Annotated in this window: 19 protein-coding genes; 13 read left to right on the top strand and 6 right to left on the bottom strand. The window is 64.2% G+C overall.

All coding sequences use genetic code 11. From position 1 onward, the window contains the following. Positions 1-282 (top strand): transposase (locus J6525_RS42500; protein WP_225647230.1); only part of this gene is annotated, 282 nt, incomplete at its 5' end. On the opposite strand, the gene J6525_RS42495 is transcribed toward J6525_RS42500, so the two are convergent. Beyond that, a complete protein-coding gene (locus J6525_RS42495; RefSeq protein WP_225649123.1) occupies positions 275-859 on the bottom strand; it encodes an HAD-IIA family hydrolase in 585 nt (194 codons plus the stop codon). The genes J6525_RS42500 and J6525_RS42495 overlap by 8 nt on opposite strands. Positions 860-1,200: 341 nt before the next feature. Between J6525_RS42495 and J6525_RS42490 the strand changes: the two genes are divergently transcribed. From J6525_RS42490 to J6525_RS42475, 4 genes are all read left to right on the top strand, one after another. Further along, on the top strand, positions 1,201-2,763 hold the full coding sequence (locus J6525_RS42490) for an ABC transporter substrate-binding protein (RefSeq protein ID WP_092083051.1): 1,563 nt from the start codon (positions 1,201-1,203) through the stop codon (positions 2,761-2,763). Positions 2,764-2,864: 101 nt separating this feature from the next. After that, positions 2,865-3,845 (top strand): ABC transporter permease, encoded by a 981-nt coding sequence (locus J6525_RS42485; RefSeq protein WP_092083050.1) that lies wholly within the window; start codon positions 2,865-2,867, stop codon positions 3,843-3,845. Between the two features lie 2 nt (positions 3,846-3,847). After that, entirely contained in the window at positions 3,848-4,765 is a 918-nt protein-coding gene (locus J6525_RS42480; RefSeq protein ID WP_057020612.1) for an ABC transporter permease, read from the top strand. A gap of 1 nt (position 4,766) precedes the next feature. After that, complete coding sequence (locus J6525_RS42475; RefSeq protein WP_225649122.1) at positions 4,767-6,587, top strand: ABC transporter ATP-binding protein; 1,821 nt, start codon at positions 4,767-4,769, stop codon at positions 6,585-6,587. A 4-nt stretch (positions 6,588-6,591) separates the two neighbouring features. Here the strand turns inward: J6525_RS42475 and J6525_RS42470 are convergent, their stop codons facing one another. Continuing rightward, positions 6,592-7,998 carry an amidase gene (locus J6525_RS42470; RefSeq protein ID WP_225649121.1) on the bottom strand — a complete coding sequence of 469 codons (1,407 nt, stop codon included), beginning with the start codon at positions 7,996-7,998 and terminating at the stop codon, positions 6,592-6,594. Positions 7,999-8,199: 201 nt separating this feature from the next. Here J6525_RS42470 and J6525_RS42465 point away from each other — a divergent pair, with 201 nt between their 5' ends. After that, the gene (locus J6525_RS42465) at positions 8,200-9,156 is read left to right on the top strand and encodes a phosphotransferase family protein (protein WP_225649120.1); all 957 of its coding nucleotides are present in this window, start codon (positions 8,200-8,202) and stop codon (positions 9,154-9,156) included. After that, positions 9,153-10,109: a choline/ethanolamine kinase family protein gene (locus J6525_RS42460; protein ID WP_168856098.1), complete on the top strand. Its 957-nt coding sequence runs from the start codon at positions 9,153-9,155 to the stop codon at positions 10,107-10,109. The genes J6525_RS42465 and J6525_RS42460 overlap by 4 nt, the downstream gene beginning before the upstream one ends. Before the next feature lie 26 nt (positions 10,110-10,135). Here J6525_RS42460 and J6525_RS42455 read toward each other — a convergent pair whose 3' ends face one another. The 3 genes from J6525_RS42455 to J6525_RS42445 form a co-directional block, all read right to left on the bottom strand. Beyond that, positions 10,136-10,927 (bottom strand): inositol monophosphatase family protein, encoded by a 792-nt coding sequence (locus tag J6525_RS42455; RefSeq protein ID WP_168856097.1) that lies wholly within the window; start codon positions 10,925-10,927, stop codon positions 10,136-10,138. A gap of 67 nt (positions 10,928-10,994) precedes the next feature. Then, a complete protein-coding gene (locus tag J6525_RS42450) occupies positions 10,995-12,026 on the bottom strand; it encodes a helix-turn-helix domain-containing protein (RefSeq protein ID WP_225649119.1) in 1,032 nt (343 codons plus the stop codon). 13 nt (positions 12,027-12,039) lie between these two features. Continuing rightward, the gene (locus tag J6525_RS42445) at positions 12,040-12,861 is read right to left on the bottom strand and encodes a DeoR/GlpR family DNA-binding transcription regulator (RefSeq protein ID WP_092083044.1); all 822 of its coding nucleotides are present in this window, start codon (positions 12,859-12,861) and stop codon (positions 12,040-12,042) included. A 352-nt stretch (positions 12,862-13,213) separates the two neighbouring features. Between J6525_RS42445 and J6525_RS42440 the strand changes: the two genes are divergently transcribed. The 6 genes from J6525_RS42440 to J6525_RS42415 are packed head-to-tail and all read left to right on the top strand — an operon-like array spanning position 13,214 to position 20,635. Further along, positions 13,214-14,557, top strand: coding sequence for an aspartate aminotransferase family protein (locus J6525_RS42440; protein ID WP_092083086.1), 1,344 nt, complete (start codon positions 13,214-13,216; stop codon positions 14,555-14,557). A gap of 50 nt (positions 14,558-14,607) precedes the next feature. Beyond that, positions 14,608-15,975: a glutamine synthetase family protein gene (locus J6525_RS42435; protein ID WP_225649118.1), complete on the top strand. Its 1,368-nt coding sequence runs from the start codon at positions 14,608-14,610 to the stop codon at positions 15,973-15,975. Positions 15,976-16,010: 35 nt separating this feature from the next. Then, complete coding sequence (locus J6525_RS42430; RefSeq protein ID WP_225649117.1) at positions 16,011-17,396, top strand: aldehyde dehydrogenase family protein; 1,386 nt, start codon at positions 16,011-16,013, stop codon at positions 17,394-17,396. A gap of 9 nt (positions 17,397-17,405) precedes the next feature. Further along, complete coding sequence (locus J6525_RS42425) at positions 17,406-18,578, top strand: iron-containing alcohol dehydrogenase (protein ID WP_225649116.1); 1,173 nt, start codon at positions 17,406-17,408, stop codon at positions 18,576-18,578. A 3-nt stretch (positions 18,579-18,581) separates the two neighbouring features. Next, positions 18,582-19,412 (top strand): type 1 glutamine amidotransferase, encoded by an 831-nt coding sequence (locus J6525_RS42420; protein WP_225649115.1) that lies wholly within the window; start codon positions 18,582-18,584, stop codon positions 19,410-19,412. Continuing rightward, positions 19,409-20,635, top strand: a complete 1,227-nt coding sequence (locus J6525_RS42415) for a Zn-dependent hydrolase (RefSeq protein WP_225649114.1) — start codon at positions 19,409-19,411, stop codon at positions 20,633-20,635. The genes J6525_RS42420 and J6525_RS42415 overlap by 4 nt, the downstream gene beginning before the upstream one ends. Before the next feature lie 255 nt (positions 20,636-20,890). On the opposite strand, the gene J6525_RS42410 is transcribed toward J6525_RS42415, so the two are convergent. Next, positions 20,891-21,267 (bottom strand): transposase (locus tag J6525_RS42410; RefSeq protein WP_225649113.1); only part of this gene is annotated, 377 nt, incomplete at its 5' end.

Raw genomic sequence — 21,267 nt, 5'->3', positions numbered from 1 at the left:
GCGGGGCCTATCCAGCGGCTGATCGCCGATAAAGCCTACGATGCCAATAGTTTGCGAATGCTCCTCGCCGAGCACGGGGCCAAGGCCGTCATTCCGTCCACCACCAGCCGCAGCCAGCCGATCCCCTACAGCAAAAGACTCTACCGCCGGCGCAACCTGATCGAGCGCATGTTCGCTCGTCTCAAGGACTTCCGTCGTATCGCTACCCGCTACGACAAACTCGCAAGAAATTTCCTTGCTGGCGCCTTCATCGCCGCAGCCGTAACTTGGTGGCTCAATTGAGTCCGGACCCTAGCACGATCGGCTTCGTATTGGGAACGGCTGCTGCAACCGCGGCCGTGATCACGCCGACGCAGGGATCGTAGCCGTCATGAACCGGCGTCAGGACATCGGGATTGGTGGCGATGATGGTTGCGCCGGCGAGTGCGGCCCTGACCGAGGTGCGCAGCTTGGCGTAGTCGAGCGTGGCATCGAATCCGAGCACGACGATCTTGGGCTCGACGTCGGTCAGGTGATAGCCACTGTCCTCGATCGCCTCGAGCAGTGGTCGTTCGCCGATCGCAAACACGGGCGTGGTGCGCGGCCAGCGCCGTTCGAGCAGGGACGTGACCGCCGAAATCGTCGTGAAGACCTGTGACGGTTCGGCCGGAATGCCGATGCGGCTCAGCTTGGCAGCAAATTGCGCGGCGGATTTCGTCGAATTGTTGGTGACGAACGCATAGGGCAGGCCCCGCTCGCTCCATCCGCGAAACGCCTTGACGGAGTCGTCGATCGGAGTGTCGCCGCGATAGGCGACGCCGTCGAGATCCGAGATGACGCCGCGAATGGGATGATCGGCCGGAGCAATACGCTGTTCCAATGCTGGGATTCCGTTCAGTTCCGCGAGCGTGATCATATGGTTGCCTGCATGGCGTTGCTGCTCTGTGCATCCATGATTTGTGTGCTGCACATTGGAAAGGCGTCCTTGCCTTGCCGTTGTGCGCCATGCTTCCGGGAGCGGAAAATCTCCGTGCGCGACTGAGGCGCCCCGGGAGTGTCAGCAACGGAATCGTGGAGCAGCAGGAATCGGGCGATTGCGGCCTTTGGTCTAGGCTTTGCAGGCGTGAAAGCCACGATTTGTGCAAGACGATCGAAACGGCTGAGTGCCTTACGGCCTCGAGAGCAGTTTCAGCGTTGCCGAAATCATCGAGGGATTACCATATGATCAACCGCAGAGACTTGATGTTAGGGGGACTGGCCGGGGCCGCGGCGTTCGGCTTCGGGCGGGTCAATCCCGACTTTCTTGTGAATTCCGCCTTTGCCGCCGAAGGCAAGACACTGCGCTTTCTCGGCGCGGAAGCGCTGACCGGCAACTGGGACCCAACCACCCATACCAATCTCGGCCAGCTCATCGTCGAGGGCTTCGTGTTCGGCTATCTGACGCGGGCGCCGATGCGGCCGGAGAAGCCGGACGAGCTGATCTTCGAGCTGGCTGAATCGATGAAGCCCATCGACACCTATACGATGGAGGTGAAACTCAGAAAGGGCGTCAAATTTCATGACGGGACCCCGTTCACAGCGGCCGACGTCAAGGCGACCTATGAATATGGCTGCCAACCCGATCGTCCGGCGCAGTGGTACCCCGGTCTCGTCACCGTCGACGTCGTCGACGACTACACCTGCCACATCAACACCAAGGCGCAGGGTTATCCGGCGACGCTCTACTACTACCTGTCGTCCTTCCTGCCGATCATGTCGGCCAAGGACGTTGCCAACAAGGCGCAGCTCTCGGCGCGCATGAACGGCACGGGCCCCTACAAATATGTCGAGCAGAAAGGCGACACCACCGTTCTCGCCGCCAATCCCGACTTCTTCCTCGGCGCAGCGAAGATCCCGGGTGTCGAGTATCACTTCGTCGGTGACACCACGACGCGCACGCTGTCGCTGTTGAACGGCGAGGCCGACATCATCGAGCGGCTCGAGCAGGAGCAGGTCGAGACCATCTCGAAGGATGCCCGCTTCAGCATCCACAAGGCGGTTTCGGTCGAGAACAAATACCTGTTCTTCCGCTGCTCGAAGAAGCCGTTCGACGATCCGCGCATTCGCCTCGCCGCATGCTACTCGATCGACCGCAAGCAGGTGCTCGACGTGCTCGGCGTCTCCGGCATCTATTCCAAGGCGCACATCTCGCCGGTCAAGTTCGGCTATGCCGAGGTGGCCGACTATCCTGAATTCGATCCGGACAAGGCGCAGAAGCTGCTCGCGGAGGCCGGCTTCCCCAAAGGCCAGGGCCTGCCCGAGCTCACCTATTACACGTCGGTCGGCTTCTATCCGAAGACGAAGGAATATGCCGAGTTGATTACCGGCATGCTCCAGGAGCAGGGGTTCAAGGTCAATCTGCAGACGCTCGAAGTCGCGGCGTGGGGTAATTTGCTTTACGACAAGCCCGGCGGCGGTGAGGGCAACATGATCGACTGCGGCTGGTGCACCGGCTCGCCCGAGCCGGATCTTGTCCTGCGCACCCACTTCCACTCCTCCTCCAAGCGCATCACCGGCATCGTCGACAAGGACATCGACGCGGTGCTGGACAAGGAGCGCAACGCCACGACAATCGAGGAGCGCAAGAAGATCCTGCAGACCGAGACGCTGCCGACCATCGCCAAGAAGGCCCCGGCGCTCGCGTTGTTCACCTCGGTCTTCATCCATGCCTACAGCAAGAAGCTGGATGGTCTGTACATCTATCCGAACGGCATGCAGGACATGACCAAGGCAACATTGGCATGATGATTGCTCGGCAGGCCGGGTACGCCCGGCCTGCCGGTTCGCGAACGCAGGCCGGACTGGTCGGGTCTGGTCCTCATGAATTGCAAGGGTAGCTCTTCTCGATGTTGATCCTGGAATTCCTGGTCAAGCGGATCGCGCAGGGCATCCTGATCGTCTTCATCACGTCGTTGATCATCTTCACGCTGCTGCGCGTGGTGCCGGGCGATCCCGTGCGCCTGATCGTCGGCGGCATGGCGCCGGCCGACGTGGTCGAGAAGGTCGCGACCAAGATGGGGCTGCGCGACCCCATCATCGTGCAATATGGTCGGTACATGCGCGGGCTGGTACAGGGCGATCTCGGGCAATCCTATTTGCGGCCGCGCAGCGGCATGATCGCGACCGGCGGGCAGTACGTTGACCCGACCAAGTCGGATATGGCGCCGGTGATCGATCTCATCCTCGAACGCCTGCCGTTCACGCTGCAACTGGGCGGAATGGCGCTCGTGTTCGCGCTGCTGCTGTCGTTTCCGATCGGCATCGCGGGCGGGCTGCACCAGCATCGCTGGCAGAATGCGTTGGCGTTCGGAATGCAGTCGCTGTTCGTCTCGATTCCGAATTTCTGGCTCGCGATCGTTCTGATCCTGTTTCTGTCGGTGAAGCTGAAGCTGCTGCCGGCGCTCGGTTACCAGGGATTTTCCTATGTCATCCTGCCGGCCTTCGTGCTCGCGGTGGAGATCGCCCCCTTCATCATCCGCACGCTGACGACCTCGCTCGGCGAGGTCATGCAAGCGCCGTTCATCGATGAGGCGCGGGTGCGCGGCCTGTCTCGCCGCCGCATCGTCTATTCGCACGCCCTGCGCAACGCGGCAGTGCCGCTAGTCAACCTGCTCGGGATCCAGCTTTCGACGCTGATCGGCGGCGTTCTCGTGATCGAATACATTTTCGACTATCCTGGCCTCGGCAATCTGACCGTGGTCTCTGTCGTCGGGCGCGACTTTCCGGTCATCCAGGGCATCGCCATCACGACCAGCGCCGTCTTTGTCTTCATCAATATCATCGTGGATTTGGTCGCCTATCTGGTCGATCCCCGCGTGGAGATCTGAGCATGACGGCCACCACGATCATCGCCGAGGAGCCCGCCTTGCCGGCGGCCCCAATCCGTTCCGTCAACCGCCGCATCATGGCCGCCGCCTGGCGCATGCCGAGCTTCAAGATCGGTTTCTTCATCTTCATGGCGCTGGTGCTGGCCTCGGCCATCTATCCCGAGGTGTCCTCGATCAGTGCGACCAAGATGGTGGTGAAGGACAAGTTCATGTCGCCGGTCTTTCTCGGCGACAAATGGACCTGGGATCATCCGCTGGGTACAGATCAGCTCGGCCGCGACATGCTGATGCGCAGCCTGATCGGCCTGCGCTATTCGCTGCTGGTCGGCGTCGTCACGGTCCTGCTCATCTTTGTCATCGGCTGCGGCCTTGGCCTGTTCGCCGGCTTCAAGGGCAAATGGTGGGACACCGTCATCATGCGGATCACCGATGCCCAATTGTCGATTCCGATGATCATCCTGGCGATCACCATTCTCGGCGTGTCGCGGCCGACGGTGCCGACCATCATAATCGTGCTGGCGCTGTCCGGCTGGCCGCTCTACGCGCGCGTGGCGCGCAGCGCCGCGGTCACCGAGCGCGGCAAGGAATATGTCCGCGGTCTGCGCGTGCTCGGCGCCGGGGACTGGCGGATCCTGTTTCTGTTCGCCGCGCCGAACATCCTGCCGCCGATCGCATTCGTCGCCGTGCTCGACGTCGCACGCATGATGATCTTCGAAGCGATCCTCGGCTTCCTGGGGCTTGGCATCCAGCCGCCGACGCCGAGCTTCGGCAGCATCATCGCCGACTCCCGCAAATACCTGATCAATGCCTGGTGGATCGCGACCACGCCGGGCGTGTTCCTGGCTATCGCGCTTACCTCGATCAACCTGATGGGGTCGGCGCTCGAGAAGGCGCGCAACCGCATCTATGGGGGTCTCTGAGATGGATCTCTCGCTCATTCTGGAGGTCGACGACCTCACGGTCGGTGCTTCGGCGCCGGGCGCCGCGCCGATCCTCGATCACATCTCCTTCCGCCTCAACACGTCGGAGATCTTCGGCATCTATGGCGAAAGCGGCGCCGGCAAGACCGTGCTCAGCCGCGCATTGGCGAACTGGCTGCCGGAAAGTCTGGCGTATCGCTCCGGACGGGTCACGTTCGCCGGTCACGACATTCTCGGTGCCGGGGCGCGCGAGGTGCGGATCGGCCGCGACATCGCCTATATCGGCTCCAAGCCGCAAAGCTCGCTCGATCCGACGATACCGGTCGGGACCCAGATCGCGGAAAAGCTGCACAGCGTCAGGCCCGAATGGAATCCGCGCGAATGCCGCGAGCGGGTCGTGCAGCTCCTCGGCGAGGTCCGGATTCCATCGCCGAAGGAGCGCTATTGGGACTACCCGGCAAAATTTTCCGGCGGCATGATGCAGCGCGCGATGATCGTGGACGCGATCTGCGCCGAGCCCGCCGTCCTGATCGCCGACAACATTACTCAGCCGCTCGATGTCACCATCGCGGCACAGATCGTGGCGCTGCTCCACGACCTGTGCCTGCGCCACAGGATGGCGACAATCTATCTGTCGTCTTCCTTGCCCACGCTCGGCCAGTTCGGCGACCGCACGGCCGTGCTCCATCAGGGCCGGTTCGTCGAGCAGCAAGCGTTTGCCGGCCTGCTCGCCTCGCCACAGACCGACTACACGCGCAAGGCCATTGCCAGTGTGCCGCGCATGTGGGCGACCACCGAGGGCCCGCTGGCCCGCCGCAAGGCGCAAGACGAAGTGCCGCTGATGAAGGTGGAGCACGTTGTTCGGACCTATCGCGCGCGCAAGCGGGGGACGTTCAATACCTACAGCAACGTGCAGGCGGTGCGCGGCGTAACGCTCGACATCATGCCGCGCGAGAATTTCGGCATCGTCGGGGAATCCGGCTGCGGCAAGTCGACCCTCACGCGCCTGCTGGCCTGGCTGGAGGTTCCCGACAACGGCAGCATCGTCCTCAACGGCACGTCGCTCGGGGCGTTGTCGCCGCGCGAGCTGATCCGCACCCGCAGCGAATTCCAGCTGCTGCTGCAGGATCCGTACAACGCGCTGCCGCCGCGCACCACCGTCGGCCGCATGATCGAGGAGAGCCTGCTGATCCGCGGCAATGTCGCCCGCGCGGACCTGCGCAGCCGGGTCATCGCAGCGATGGCCGAGGTCGGTCTTGCCGCCGAGCTCTATGACCAGCTCCCGAACACGCTCTCCACCGGCGAGCGCCAGCGCATCTCGATCGCGCGTGCCCTGATCCTCGATCCCAAGCTGCTGATCCTCGACGAAACCTTGTCCGCGATGGATCAACGCGAGCAGTCAAGGCTGATCGACCTGTTCTCGAAGCTGCAGGAGAAGAACGACCTCACCTATGTCTTCATCTCCCATGATCTCGCAATGGTGCGCAGGGTCTGCACGCGCATTGCCGTGATGTATCTCGGTGAGATGGTCGAGATCGCCGACAACCGCGAGCTGTTCTTCGATCCCCAGCATCCCTACACCAAGGCATTGCTCTCGGCCGCCCCGACGCTGGAGGAGAAGCCGTTCAACCCGGCGGACTTCTTGCTGGAGGGCGAGCCGCCGAGCCCGATCGATATCCCGGCGGGATGCAGCTTTGCCTCGCGCTGTCCGAAGGCGTTCGGCCGCTGCCGGCTGGAGACGCCGAAGCTGGTCGAACACGCGCCGGGGCGCTTCGCCGCCTGCCACCTTCTCGACGGCGAGCCGGCGCAGGCCGCGGCCTGAGCGCTCAGGGCCGTGGCTTGAACGGCCAGTCCATCGCGAACGAGCGCATGTCCTCCAGCGCCTTGGTCACCTGCAGCACGCCGAGATCGTCGAAGCGGTGCCCGGTCACTTGGACGCCGATCGGCAGATGGCGGGAATCGAATGCCATGCAGACGGTGGAGGCGGGCTGGCAGGTCTGGTTGAACATGGCGGTGAACAGCGTGTGCGCGAGCGGCATCTCACGCGACACGCCGGGCTCCTCGGCCGGGAAATTCACCACCGGCAGCGTCGGGGCGATGACATAGTCCCAGCCCTCGAAGGCCGCGAGCAGCGCCGCCTTCATCTTGGCGATCTGGCCCAGCGCCCGGTAGAGGTCGGCGCCCGAATGTTTCGCCCCGCCAAGGCACCATGCGCGAACGTAGGGATTGATGTCGCGTGCGGTGTCGCCATGCGGCGGCAGCGATGCATATTCGAGATAGCCGCGCACCTGGAGGAACAGGTCGATCGGCGCATAGGCGTCGTCGGTGAGCGGAGAGGTGAACGGCTCGACGATCGCGCCGGCGCCGGCGAGCAGCTTGCCGACCGCATCGACCGCGCTGCGAACCGTAGCTTCGGCCTTCATGCCGAAGCCCATGTCGGTGAGGACGCCGATCTTCAGTCCCTTCACGTCGCGCTTCAGATGCTCGTGATAGCGCACGCCATCGGCGGGCAGGCTCCAGGTGTCGCGCTCGTCCTGCCGCGTCAGCACGGTCAGCAGGCGCGCGATATCATCCACGCTGCGACCCATCGGGCCTGCCATGCGCATGGTGTCGGCCGGCAAATGCGGCACACGGCCATGGGTCGGCTTCAGTCCGGCCAGTCCGCAATGGGCGGCCGGAAGGCGGACCGAGCCCGCGATATCCGTGCCGACGGAAACATAGCCGGCGCCAGCGGCGACGGAGGCGCCTGCGCCGGCCGACGAGCCGCCGGTATTCCAGGCGAGCCCCCAGGGGTTGCGGGTAACGCCGTGCAGCGAGCTGATGCCCGACGCCATCAGGCCGCAATCCGGCATCGTGGTCTTGGCAAAGATCACCGCGCCGGCCTCGCGGAGCGCGATCGCCGGCGGCGAATCGTAGTTGGACGGCGGCAGGGCACGGTTGGCGCCGATGCCGTGAAAATAGGGCCAGCCGATCATGGCGACGCTGTCCTTGACCGTCATGGGGACGCCGTCGAGCGGACCCAGCGCGGCTCCCGCCTTCCATCGCGCTTCCGAGCCTTGCGCGCTTGCGATGGCTTGCTCCGGACGGAAGCAGAACAGCGCATTGATCGCGGGATTGACCGCCTCGGCATGGCCGAGCACGGTTCGCAACACCTCCACCGGCGACAATGCGCGCGATGCGTAGGCCTCCGTCAGCCCCGCAAGGCTCATCCCGATCAGTTCCGCAGCAGACATCTTGGCCTCGACAAATGGCGTTCTGGATCAGTGTCCGGATAGCGAAAGTCGCCCCTGTCGGGGTAGTGCCGCTGCCGTAAGGGCATGATTTGGTGGAGTGCGAGGCATCCCTTTTGCATCTGTCTTGATCGAATTTGTCATCAAACCGGGAGGCCCGCGACAGGCGGGCCGAACGACACCCGCGAGAGATCAGAAGTCGTCATGAGCCAATCTGGAACGCAAATCGCCACGGTCCGGAACTACATTGCCGGGCTCCCGGGATGGGGGACGGGCGATATCGTGATCGAGCCCGCCATTCCGGTCCTCGCCTCGCCAAGCTGGCGCGGGGTCGACGGCGCTCCCTGGCGCGCCACCAGGAACGGAAGCGGCGAGAGCATCTTCATCAAGAACATGGATGTGGATGCCAAGCTCTACATCGACGTTGCCTGCGCGTTCGAAGCGGCCCGGCGCGCATCCGATCTCGGTATCGGTCCCAAGGTGCTTGCGGCGGATCCGGACGCGGGACTTCTGGTCATGGAAGATCTCAACCGTGGCTGGCGGGTCGGCACGCTGGAGCGGATGCTGGAGCCGAAGATCGTCGACGCGGTCATCGCGGCGCGGCGCCTGTTCCAGGCAGGGGCGCCTCTGCCGCGGCGCATGGGAGTCTTCGACGAGATCGAGCATTTCTACGAGGCGGCAAAGACCGCGAAGGCGCAACTGCCGTCTGATGCGGAATGGCTGGTCAAGGAGCTGCGTTTTGCGGCCGATGCCTTGAGGAAACTCGACATCAAACCGGTGCCAATCCATGGCGATGGCAATGTCTCGAACATTCTGATCAGCGACACCGGCGAGGTTCGCCTGATCGATTGGGATCGCGCCACGACGGCCGACCCGCTGGAGGACCTCGGCAGCTTCCTCGTCGAAGCCTTCGCGCAGGAGCCGGAGGCGCGCGACGCCTTCAGCCGCAACGCCGGCGGATTCGACGAGCGCGCATTCAGCCGCGCCCGCATCTACGGCATGGCGGATGATCTGCGCTGGGGCCTGATCGGCGCCGTGCTCGCCGCGCGGTCGGCGCGCAACACCTTTGAGTTTTACAAGTTCGCCAGCTGGCGCTTCGTACGTTGCCGCATGACGGTCCGGGAGCCGCGCTTTGGCGAGATGCTTCGGAGGATCGCATGACTGTCCGCAGGAAGCTCGGCGAGGGAGCGACAGTCCACGAGCGCAATATCGAGGCAGCGATCGCCCGCGTGCCGCAATGGCACGGCAAGGGGGCGGCCTATACCCCGCTGGTCGGCGGCCTCATGAATCAGAACTGGCTGGTCGAGATATCCGGCGATGGACGGCGCTACTTCATCAAGGTGCCCGGCGAGGGCTCGGAGATGTTCATCGATCGCGTGACCGCCAACGAGGCTGCGCGCAATGCCCACGCCATGGGCGTTGCGCCCGAGGTGATCTTTTTCGACGCCACGGACGGGCTCGAGATCAGCGAGTTCCTCGAAGGCTATCGCGCCTGCACCAATGCCGATTTCGGCGATGCCGCCATCCAGGCCGACGTTCTCGACCTTTACCGCCGCCTGCATGCCGGCCCGAAGCTCGGCCAGACCAAGACCATCTTCGACATGATCGAGGAACATATCGAGCAGGGCAGGGAGCTCGGCGCGCATTTCCCGCAGGACATGCCCTGGCTGATGCATCGCTACAATCAGGCCAAGTCGGCGTTCCTGGCGTCGGGTCTCGATCTCGTGCCGTGCTTCAACGATCCGATGCCGGGCAATTTCCTGATCTCGGCGGAATCAGGCGCCCCAAGGCCGATGAAGCTGATCGACTATGAGTTCGCTTCCAACAACGAGCGTAGCTATGAGCTCGGCGTCCTGTTCGCCGAGATGTTCTTCGACGAGCATCTGACGGAGGCCCTGATCGAGCAATATCTGGGCGAGGTGCGGCCGCAGATGGTCGCGCGCGTGATACTCAACCGGGCGCTCGCCGACCTGAAATGGGCGTCATGGGCGGTCGTGAACAGGAAGCTCAAGGACTGGGATTTCGACTATCAGAAGTACGGCGTCTGGAAATACATGCGTGCCCGCGACGTGATGTACGATCCCCGCTGGGATGGCTGGTTGCGGCTCGTCTGAGCCGCGCGACAGGAGGGCTTCCGCAGTTATTGATTGAGGATCGCGAGCGCCTGCTCGAGCAGGCTGTCGTTCGCGGCCGCGATGATCCGGCCATCGGATTCCGGCGACAGCGGCCGCCCCTGCCAGTCGCGGACGATGCCGCCAGCGCCCTCGACCACCGGAATCAGCGGCATGAAGTCGAACGACTTGAGGGAGGTTTCGACCACGAGATCGCAGTGGCCGGATGCGAGCAGGCCATATTGGTAGCAGTCGCCGCCAAATCGCCGGAACATGGCCTTCTGGCTGAGCGCATCGTAGCGGGCCCAGTCGCTCGGCGTGAAGAAGTCCGGCGATGACGTGTAGATCTGCGCGTCTTCCAGTCGCGTGGTGCGGCTCACCCTTGCCAGCTTGCCGTTGAAGGTGGTGCCTTGCCGGGTGCCGTACCACCGCTCGGCCAGCGCGGGCATATCGATCATGCCGGCGGTGATCGATCCATCTCTCTCGTCGGCGAGCGCGACGAGCGTGCCGAACAGCGGCATGCCGGAGATAAAGCTCTTCGTTCCGTCGATCGGATCGAGATACCACGTGTAGCGGTCCCCGGCCGTCGATCCCATCTCCTCGCCGAGGATGCCGTGATCGGGGAAGCGCGAACCGATCAGCTGCCGTAGCTCCATTTCGATCGCACGATCGGCGATCGTGACCGGCGTCAGGTCCGGCTTGCGCTCGAAATCGACGCGGGAACGGAAGTGCGTCACGGCGATCCGTCCGGCCACGTCGGCAAGCTCATTGAAGAACGAAGCGAGCTCGCTTGCGGATAATCTGTCTTGAATGTCGTCCAATGGTCGCTCCGGGCGGGAGGCGCGCCGACGTCGCGGGACGCACGACGCCTTGCCTTGGGATGGGGCGTTACGCGGTCTCGTGGACCGATTGCTTGTCGATCTCCCAATAGGGGGAGTCGAATCCGTTGCGCCGCGCCACTCGGGCGGCAGGGCTCCTCGGCTGCGGCGAGCGCATGCCAGCGGCCGGCTGCGGCGCCGACACGGGCGCCTGGCGAACGTCGCGCGGCGCCACCTTGAAGTGCCGGCTGAAGCAGCGGGAGAAATGCGACACGTTCTTGAAGCCGACTTCGTAGGCGACCTCCGAGACGGTCCGCCGGCCCTTCGGATCGGCGACTAGGATTTCATACGCCCGCTGCAGCCGCTTGGTCTGGACGAACTGGCTGACCGTGGTCTCGTTGTCGTTGAACAGGCTGTACAAATAACTGAGCGAGATGCGGCTCGACGCCGCGATCTTCTTCGGCGACAACGACTGGTCACCGAGATGGCTCTCGATGAAGTCGACGATCCGGCGGCGCAGGTGATAGCGCGCGTTGCGCACATCGGTTGCGGCGCCGCGATCCTCCGATCCGATGGTCAGCGCGACGAAGCTGATCATTTCGGTCGCGAGCGCCTGGGGGTTCGGCGGCGGCGAGGCGACGAACAGTTCGGCCACGCTGCGGATCATGCCCGCCAGCAGGTGCGTCATCTGTTCGTTTGGCTTGAAGCGGCGACTGATGTGATCTTCAACCGAGACGAGCCGGCCGCGCAGCTCGGCGGCCGGAATCCGCAACATCAGGAAGCGCGCGGTCTTGTCAGACGACAATTCGTAGAAGGCGAGCTCGCTGAGCAGGACATATTCGCCGGGACGTGCGATCCCGATGCGGCTGTCCTGGCTGAATGCGACGCATCCAGTCTGCGGAAACACCAGCACATAGGCGGCATCGTGGATGCAGGCAACGCGTTCCCAGTTGCGGGCAAAGGCGTGGTCCGGCCCGACGAGTTCGAGATCGAGGCGTCCGATCCGGGTCCGCCAATCCTGCGTGGGACCGGGGCCCTTGTCGTTGCCAGCATGAAGGCCGGTGTGTTCCTCGCGGGAAGCAACAGATGTCAGGCGTGCCATGGCTGGGCCTTTCTCAGGGTTGCGCAACGATGATCTCCGTTCCGGCTTCACGGAGAGCGGTTGCCAGAGCTCCCTCTGGCTGCCGATCGGTAACCAGGCGATCGATATCGGTCCAATGTGCGAAGACGGTGAGCGCACGCTGGTCGAATTTGCCGTGATCGGCCACCAGGATGGCTTCTGCGGCGCGCTTGGCCATCGCGCCATAGATGGCGCCGGCCTCATCGTCGGCGTCATTCGCGCCGCGCGCGCTGATGCCGGTCGCGCTCACGATGGCGCGGTTGGCCTCATAGCTGTTGATGTTCGCGATCGTCTGCGTGCCGAACACATAACCTTCGGTGGGGTGATAGCGGCCGGGACAGCAGAGCACGCGGATCGACGGATTGACGGCTAGCGCGGCCGCAATGGCGTAATCATGGGTGATCACGGTGATGTCGTGCGCGCGTGAGGCCAGCCGTCGCGCGATGTGAAACGTGGTCGCGCCGGCGCCGAGCATCAACACCTCGTTCGGCAGGATCAGGTCGGCGATCACCGCGGCCATCGCCTCGCGCTCGGCGATCATGATCGCCTTGCGATCGGTCAGCGCCGGCTCGAGCGCGAAGGGACGGGACGCTCCGCCATAGGTGCGGTTGATGAGCTTCTGCTCCTGAAGCTCCATCAGATCGCGCCGGATGGTCTCGCCGGAGACGCCGAGCACGGCGGCGAGCTCGGAAGCCCGCAGCGTCGGCGCGGCGGTGAGTTGCGAGATGATGTGCTTGTGGCGCGCGAGCTTCGAGAGGCGGTCGCCGTCGGCCTTTCGTGGCCGCTTGTCGGCCGCAGCAGGGGCGTCACTCGTCATTCCGCTGTCTCTCCGGCTGCAAACCTCTCCAGCGTCCGTGCCATGATCGTTCCCCAAGTGATGTTGTGAGTCCACATCAATTGTGTGGCATATTCCTCATTTTTTGGGCGCCGTGCTGCCTATGGAATTCGCAAAGGAATCGTGGCGATCACATAAGACACTGAAACATATGAAGTATGGCTTTGGAATGCGGAGCGCATGTCTGACGTTCTGGTGTCTCTTGCCTGCAATCTGCTTTTCAGTTGTGGGGATTCGCACATAGATCCAAGGTCGCGGTGGAACGGCTGGGGAATGATCGCCGCAGGGGACGGCTTTGGTCCGCGCAGGCCGCGGGCCAAAGGGAAGGCAGGCGATGCAGCAGGAGAAAGGGATTTTGGCGTTGAACGCCTTCGATCAGAGCCGGGTGTCGTCAATCGACCCAGCGCTCGGCGAGGCGGTGCAACGACGCCTGCGTTCGTTCGGAAAAGCCTCGGTGCTGTTCTATCAGGAGCCGATCAGGATGGCGCGCGCCGAAGGCGTCTATATGTTCGACGTCGATGGTCGGCGCTATCTCGATCTCTACAACAACGTCCCGTCGGTCGGGCATTCGCATCCGCGCGTTGTCGAGGCGATAAGCCGTCAGGCCGGCCTGCTCAGCACGCACACACGCTATCTCAACGACGTCGTCGATGGCTATGCGGAGCGTCTCCTGGCGACGTTTCCGCGCGGGATCGATCATCTGGTCCTGACTTGCACCGGCAGCGAGGCGAATGACCTTGCGCTACGGGTCGCGAAAGTGACAACCGGGCGGATGGGCTTCATTATCACGGAGACCGCCTATCACGGCAATAGCGCCGCAGTGACCGATGTCTCGCCGTCCTCGCGTCCCGGTCAGCCGCTGCCGCCCCACGTGCGGGCAGTTCCCGCACCCGAGATGTATCGCAATCCGGTCGGCGATCCCGGCCAGCGCTTTGCCGACAGCGTTGCCGCAGCGATCACCGATCTCGAGCGAAGCGGCTTCGGCTTTGCTGCGCTGCTGGTGGACACGATCTTTTCGAGCGATGGCATCTATGCCGACCCTGCCGGCTTCCTGGCCCCCACCGTGAAGCTCGTGCACGAACGTCAGGGACTGTTCATCGCCGACGAGGTGCAGCCAGGCTTCGGACGAACCGGGGCGGCGATGTGGGGCTTCGCGCGCCATGGCGTCGTCCCCGACATCGTCACGATGGGCAAGCCCATGGGCAACGGCTTTCCGATGGGAGGCGTCGCCATGCGCGCCGCGCTGCTCGATCGCTTTGCCGCGGAGGTGAAGTACTTCAACACCTTCGGCGGCAACCCGGTGGCCGCGGCCGCAGGCCTTGCCGTGCTCAACGTTATCGAGGACGAGGGCTTGATGCAGAATGCGCGCGAGGTCAGCCGTCACCTGATGGATGGATTGCACGAGATCGGCAATCGCCACATGACCATCGGAGACGTTCGTGGTGCCGGCCTGTTCATCGGGCTCGAGCTGGTGCGCGACCGCGACAGCAAGGAGCCCGCGCCGGAGCTCGCTAGCCTGCTGATCAATCGCCTGCGCCGGCGCGGCATCCTGATCGGTGCTGCCGGTCCGTTCGGCAGCACGCTCAAGATTCGTCCGCCGCTGTGCTTCGGCAAGGACCACGCCGACATGTTCATCACCGCGTGCGACGAGGAGTTGCGCGAGGTGGCAGCGTCGTGACGCGATCGCCGATAGCCCGCGATGCCACAGAAGCCGAAGATTTGAAGATCATGGATGCAAGAAGCGTACGAACTACCGCCGAGGCGAAGGCCCTTGTCGAGGAGCGGGGCCTCTCCCACGTCAAGCTCGGCATCGTCGATCTCGACGGCGTCATTCGCGGAAAATATCTCGCGCGCGACAAGTTCGTCGGCGCGCTGGAGGCCGGCTTCAGCTTCTGTGACATCGTGTTCGGCTGGGACTCCAACGACCAGATGTACGACAATTGTGCATTCACCGGCTGGCATACGGCCTTTCCCGACGCGACCGCGCGCATCGATCCTTCGACCTGCCGCAATGTGCCGACGGAAGAGAACATGCTGTTCTTCCTCGGTGAATTCGAGGGCGCCGCGGCGGGGGTGTGTCCGCGCCGGCTGCTGCGGCGCGTCATTGACCGCGCCGAGGGCATGGGATTCTCGCCGTCCGTGGCCGCGGAGTTCGAGTTCTTCGTGTTCGACGAGACGCCGCACAGCGTGCGCGAGAAGGGCTTTCGCGGCTTGAGGAATCTCACGCCGGGCTGGTTCGGCTATTCCATGCTGCGCGCCTCCGTCGAGTCCGAATTTCATCGCTCGCTGCTCAAGCTCTGCAACGAGATGGACATGCCGGTCGAAGGCCTGCACACCGAGACCGGACCCGGCGTGCTGGAGGCCGCGATCCAATACACCGATGCGCTCGCAGCCGCCGACCGCGCCGTGCTGTTCAAGACCTTCTCCAAGGTCTGGGCCGAGCGTCAGGGCAAGATGCTCACCTTCATGGCCAAATGGTCGAACGCCTATCCCGGACAATCCGGGCATCTGCATCTGTCGCTGCGCGACCGAGACGGCAAGCCGGTGTTTCACCAGGGCGGCAGGCCCGGCGACATGTCCGACACCATGCGCTGGTTCGTCGGCGGCCAGCAGGCGCTGCTTCCGGAGCTGCTCGCGATGGTGGCCTCGACCGTGAACAGCTACTCGCGCCTGATCCCCGGCTTCTGGGCACCGACCGACGCGACCTGGGGAATCGAGAACCGGACCTGCGCGTTGCGCGTCATTCCCGGCAAGCCGGCCAGCCAGCGCGTCGAGTACCGCGTCGCTGCCGCCGACATCAATCCGTATCTGGCGATCGCGGCCGCGCTCGGATCGGGCCTCTGGGGAATCGAGCACAGGATCGAACCGGACGAGCCGATCATCGGCAACGCCTATGAGCGCAAGCATCCGCCCGAGCGCGCGTTTCCGCGCACGTTGTCGGAGGCGGCCGACCGGCTGGTCGCCTCGCAGGCGGCGCGCAATCTGTTTGGCGACGTCTTCGTCGATCACTACGCGATGACGCGGCAGTGGGAGGAGCGCGAGTTCCGCAAGGCCATCACCGACTGGGAGCTCGCTCGCTACTTCGAGATCATTTGAGACGGATCCTCCCTTCCAAAAACGAGTGACATCACGTGAACGATATCGTCTGCATTTCGCCGGTCGACGGCAGCGAGGTTGCCCGGCGGCCCGTCGCAACGGGTGCCGAGGTCGCCGCGGCTCTCGCGCAAGCACGGAAAGCGCAGCAGGAATGGTCGAGCATATCGCTCGCCGAGCGCAAGGCCATGATGCTCGCCTTCCTGCACGAGATGCGGGCGCAGAACGACGAGGTCGTTCCGGAGCTCGCGATGCAGATGGGCCGGCCGGTGCGCTATGGCGGCGAACTGCGCAGCCTGGAGGAGCGCGTCCGCGTGCTGGTCGAGCTCAGCGATGAAGCGCTGGCGCCGATCGTGCCGACCGGGCAGCCCGGCTTCCGCCGCATGATCAAGCGCGTTCCTGCCGGCATCGTGCTGGTGATCGCGCCCTGGAACTATCCCTATCTCACCGCGGCCAACACCATCGTGCCGGCGCTGCTGGCCGGCAACGCCGTGATCCTGAAGCATGCCGCGCAGACCCTGCTGGTCGGTGAGCGCTTCCAGGCGGCACTGGACCGGGTCGGCCTGCCCAAGGGGGTGTTCAGGACGCTCACGCTCGACCATTTCATGACCAGTGAGCTGATCTCATCGCGCTCGGTCGACCATGTGAACTTCACCGGTTCGGTCGCCGGCGGCCGGGCCGTCGAGCGAGCGGCGGCCGGGACATTCATCAGCGTCGGGCTAGAGCTCGGCGGCAAGGATCCGGCCTATGTGCGGCCGGATGCCGATTTCGATTTCGCGGTCGAGCAGCTCGTGGACGGCGCCTTCTACAACTCCGGCCAATGCTGCTGCGGCATCGAGCGGATTTACGTGCATGAGCGGATCTATGACTCCTTTGTAGACGCCTTTGCCGGCCTGACCGCGCGCTACCGGCTCGGCAACCCGCTGTCGCAGGACACGACGCTCGGCCCGATGGCGGCGACACGCTTTGCCGATACCGTCCGCGCCCACATCGGCGAGGCCGTCGCAAAAGGCGCGCAGCCTCTGATCGATCCGGCCCGGTTCCCGGCGGACAAGATCGGTACGGCCTATCTGATGCCTCAGGTCCTGGTCGGCGTCGATCACTCCATGCAGGTGATGATGGAGGAGAGCTTCGGGCCTGCGGTCGGTCTCATGAAGGTCTCCTCCGATCAGGAGGCGGTTGGCCTAATGAACGACAGCCCCTATGGCCTGACTGCATCGGTCTGGACCGAGGACGCCGCCGCAGCCGAACGTATCGGTGACGGCATCGCAACGGGCACCGTATTCATGAACCGCTGCGATTATGTCGATCCCGCCCTGGCGTGGACCGGCCTCAAGGACACCGGACGTGGTGTCGGCATGTCGCGCCTCGGCTTCGAGGCGCTGACCCGCCCAAGATCATTCCACCTTCGCATCGAGCATTGAGGGCAGCACATGGACGTTCAGATCACCGGCGCCTGGAATTTTCCGACGCGCGTCGTTACCGGCGCGGGCCGCATTGCCGAGCTTCCCGAGGCGTGCCAGACCAACGGCCTCACCAGGCCATTGCTGGTCACCGATCACGGGCTTGCCAGGACCGATCTCATCGCCAGCATCGTCGACCGTGTGCGCGAGGCGGGCATTCCGCTCGCCGTGTTTTCCGACGTGAAGACCAATCCGACCGAAACCAACCTGACGGCCGGCGTCGAAGCCTTCAAGGCCGGCGGTCATGACGGCGTGATTGCGGTGGGCGGAGGTTCGGCGCTGGACGTCGGCAAATGCGTGGCGTTCATGGTGGCGCAGTCGCGCCCGGTCTGGGATTTCGAGGACGTCGGCGATTGGTGGACGCGCGCCAACACCAAGGGCATCGCGCCGATCATTGCGGTGCCGACGACGGCAGGCACGGGGTCCGAGGTCGGCCGCGCCGGTGTGATCACTCGTGAGGATACCCATGAGAAGAAGATCATCTTCCATCCCATGATGATGCCCAGGATCGCAATCGAGGATCCCGAGCTCGCGGTCGGTCTCTCGCCGTTTCTCACCATGGCAACCGGCATGGATGCGCTGTCGCACTGCTTCGAGGCCTACTGCGTCAAGGCATTTCACCCGCTTGCCGACGGCATCGCACTGGAGGGGATGAAGATCGTCGATAACTATCTGCCGCGCGCGGTCGAGAACGGTCGCGACCTCGAAGCGCGCGCCTACATGTTCGCCGCGGCCTCGATGGGAGCCACCGCGTTCCAGAAGGGGTTGGGCGCGATCCACTCGATATCCCATCCGGTCGGCGCCCGATATGATACCCATCACGGGCTGACCAATGGTGTGGTCTTCCCTTATGTCCTGGTCTGCAACAAGGCTGCGATCGCCGACAAGATTCCGCACATTGCCCGCGCGCTCAAACTGCCGAGCCAAGACTTCGATGCCGTGCTGTCCTGGCTGCTGACCTTCCGCAAGAAGCTCGGCGTGCCGCATACGCTCGCCGAGCTCGGGGTGAAGGAGACCGACGCCGGAACGATCGCGGCCGATGCCGTCAAGGATCCGACGGCGGGTGCCAATCCGCGGCCGTTGACCGAGCCGGAGTTCAAGCAGCTGACGCTGGCCGCCATTCGAGGCGATCTTGGAAGCTGAACCGTGCTGAGGCTGCTCGTTCTCGAGGGCAACACGCTGGCCGGCCGGCGACGGATCGCCGAGACGGCGGGCGCAATGCATGCGGAGAGCTATGCGGCGGTCCTGCGGTCGCTTGCACCTCGCGTCGTCGTCGACATCGCGACACCGGCGGATGCGAGCTTCGCGCTGCCGCAACCGCTCGAAGCTTACCACGGCATCGCGATCACGGGGTCGGCCCTCAATATCTACCAGCGAGAGGTCGAAGCGCTGCGGCAGATCGACCTCGTGCGCGAGATCTTCGTTCGCGGAGTGCCAATGTTCGGCTCGTGCTGGGGCTTGCAGCTCGCCACGGTCGCAGCGGGCGGCGAGGTCGGTCTCAACCCGGCGGGGCGCGAGGTCGGATTCGCGCGAAGGATCATGCTGACGGCTGAAGGCCGCGCTCATCCCATGCATGCTGGCCGTGCGGCGGTGTTCGACGCGCCGGCCATCCACAGCGATATTGTCACCCGCCTTCCGCAGTCCGCAACCGTCACCGCCTGGAATACCATGTGCGAGGTTCAGGCGGCGGAGATCCGTTTCGGTCGCGGGCTATTCTGGGGCGTGCAGTATCATCCCGAATATCGCCTGCACGACGTCGTCGCCGTCATCCGGCGCTACGGACAGCTCCTGGTTGACGAGGGTTTCTTTGCCGATCTGGACGCGCTCGCGCGTTATGCCGGCGACCTCTCGGCGCTCGAGGCGGACGAACGGCGTGGCGATCTCGCCTGGAAACTGGCACTTCACCGCGACATTCTGAGCCATGATTGCCGGCAGACCGAGCTGAGGAACTGGATCGCATCGCTGGAGCAGACATGACCGCATTGCATGACCTCATCGCGCGCTTTGCCAGGATCGGTGCGACCGACGACGGTGGCGTGTGTCGGCTGGCTGGAACGGCGCGCGACAAGGAGGCGAGGGACCTCTTCTTGCACGAGATCACCGATCGCGGCCTTGTTCCGAGGATCGATGCGATCGGCAATCTGTTTGGCGTGGCGATGCTGGCACCGGCGTCTACGGACGTCGTCATGACCGGCTCGCACCTCGATTCCCAGCCGACGGGAGGGCGATATGACGGGGTCTTCGGCGTGCTCGCCGGGATCCTCGCGGTCGAGGCCGTCAGGGAGCGTTGCCGTGCCAATCCCGGCGCCGCGCGACGCAACCTCGCCGTTGTGAACTGGACCAATGAGGAGGGTGCCCGCTTCCAGCCCAGCCTGACCGGCAGCTCGGTTTTCGCCGGCGCCCTGAGCCTGAAGGATGCATATGCGTGCAGCGACGCAGAGGGCGTCACCCTGGGCGAGGCGCTGTCCGCGATCGGCAATTGCGGGACGACGCCCCTCGAACACAATCCGGTGCGCTATGTCGAGTTGCATGTGGAGCAGGGCGATCGCCTGGAGCAGGCGGCTGCCGACATTGCCGCAGTGACCGGCGCGTGGATGACGCGCAAGATATCGGTGATGTTCGAAGGCGACTACTCGCACACCGGACCGATGCCGATGGCGCTCCGCCGCGACGCACTGCGCGCAGCGGCCCGGGCTATCGAGGCGCTGTACCAGGAGGTCGCGAGGGAGACTGCGGGCGCCCATGCCTCCGCGGGGCGCATCAGCGTTTATCCCAACTCGCCGAATGTCGTGGCGGGCCGTGTTCGGGTCTGGTTCGAGATCCGGCATGAGGCCGAAGCCGTGGTCTCGGCGATCAGCGATCGCTTTCTGAAGCGAATCGCGCGTGAGTCGGGCGAGATCGGCGTTGGTATCTCGATCGCTGCCGACGAGAGGCGAGCGGGGACCGTGCTTGATCCCGGCGGCGTGGCACTGGTTCTTTCTGTCGCCGCGGATCTCGGCTTCAAGGCCATGACGTTCAAGACCATCACCGGCCACGACGCGCTGGCTATCCAGAAATCTGTTCCGTCCTCGCTGATCTTCGTCCCGAGCGAGGGCGGGCTCAGCCACAATCCGCGCGAGTTCACGGCGCCCGCGGCCCTCGACAAGGGCTACGCCGTGCTGACCGAGGTGCTGTGGAGAATGGTTACCGCGAAGGCGTGAGGCATTTCGGGTGGATGATTCCAAATGGGCGATGAAGGGACACCACCCGACAAGTAATTGATTTGCTGGTGGGTCCGGCGGGACTCGAATCTGCAACCAGACCGTATGAGCGACGATCGCGTTCGAAGCTCGTCTGCCGCATATCAAAGTAGACCGTTAGCTGATTTCCGCTTCTGGCCGATTTCGTTGAAAAAGGCGGCAGTAATCCGATGTATTGGCGTGAGCGCCGTTGCGGCCGAACGACTGCATCGGCCTTTATGCGAGCTTGAGGGTTTGCATCGGGATCAGCTTGGCCATCTTGCGAAGGTTCTGAGCGGTGGCTGCGAGAGTGAACTCGCGCGCGCCGTTTGGGCCTCGTAACCGCAAACGGTCGAGCTTGAGAATGCGCTTGAGGTGCGCGAACAACATCTCAATCTTCTTGCGGAGCCGACGTGAAGTATGCCCCTCCCACGATCGTGCGATCTGGCGCGCCATGTCGCGAGCCCCCTCATAGATCGAGCGTGGCACCCTCCGTGAAGCCTGCGTGGGGCAACACCGGGACTTCAGCGCGCATCGATCACAATCGCGCTTGCTGGCGAGGTAAAGCATCGTGGCACCATCGTTCACCAGCGCTCCGGTCGTGGTGAGGACCT

This window comes from Bradyrhizobium australafricanum, assembly GCF_020329495.1.
GTDB lineage: Bacteria > Pseudomonadota > Alphaproteobacteria > Rhizobiales > Xanthobacteraceae > Bradyrhizobium > Bradyrhizobium australafricanum.
Note: the sequence above shows the minus strand (reverse complement) of the source record. Positions and strands in the feature narration are given on the sequence as shown.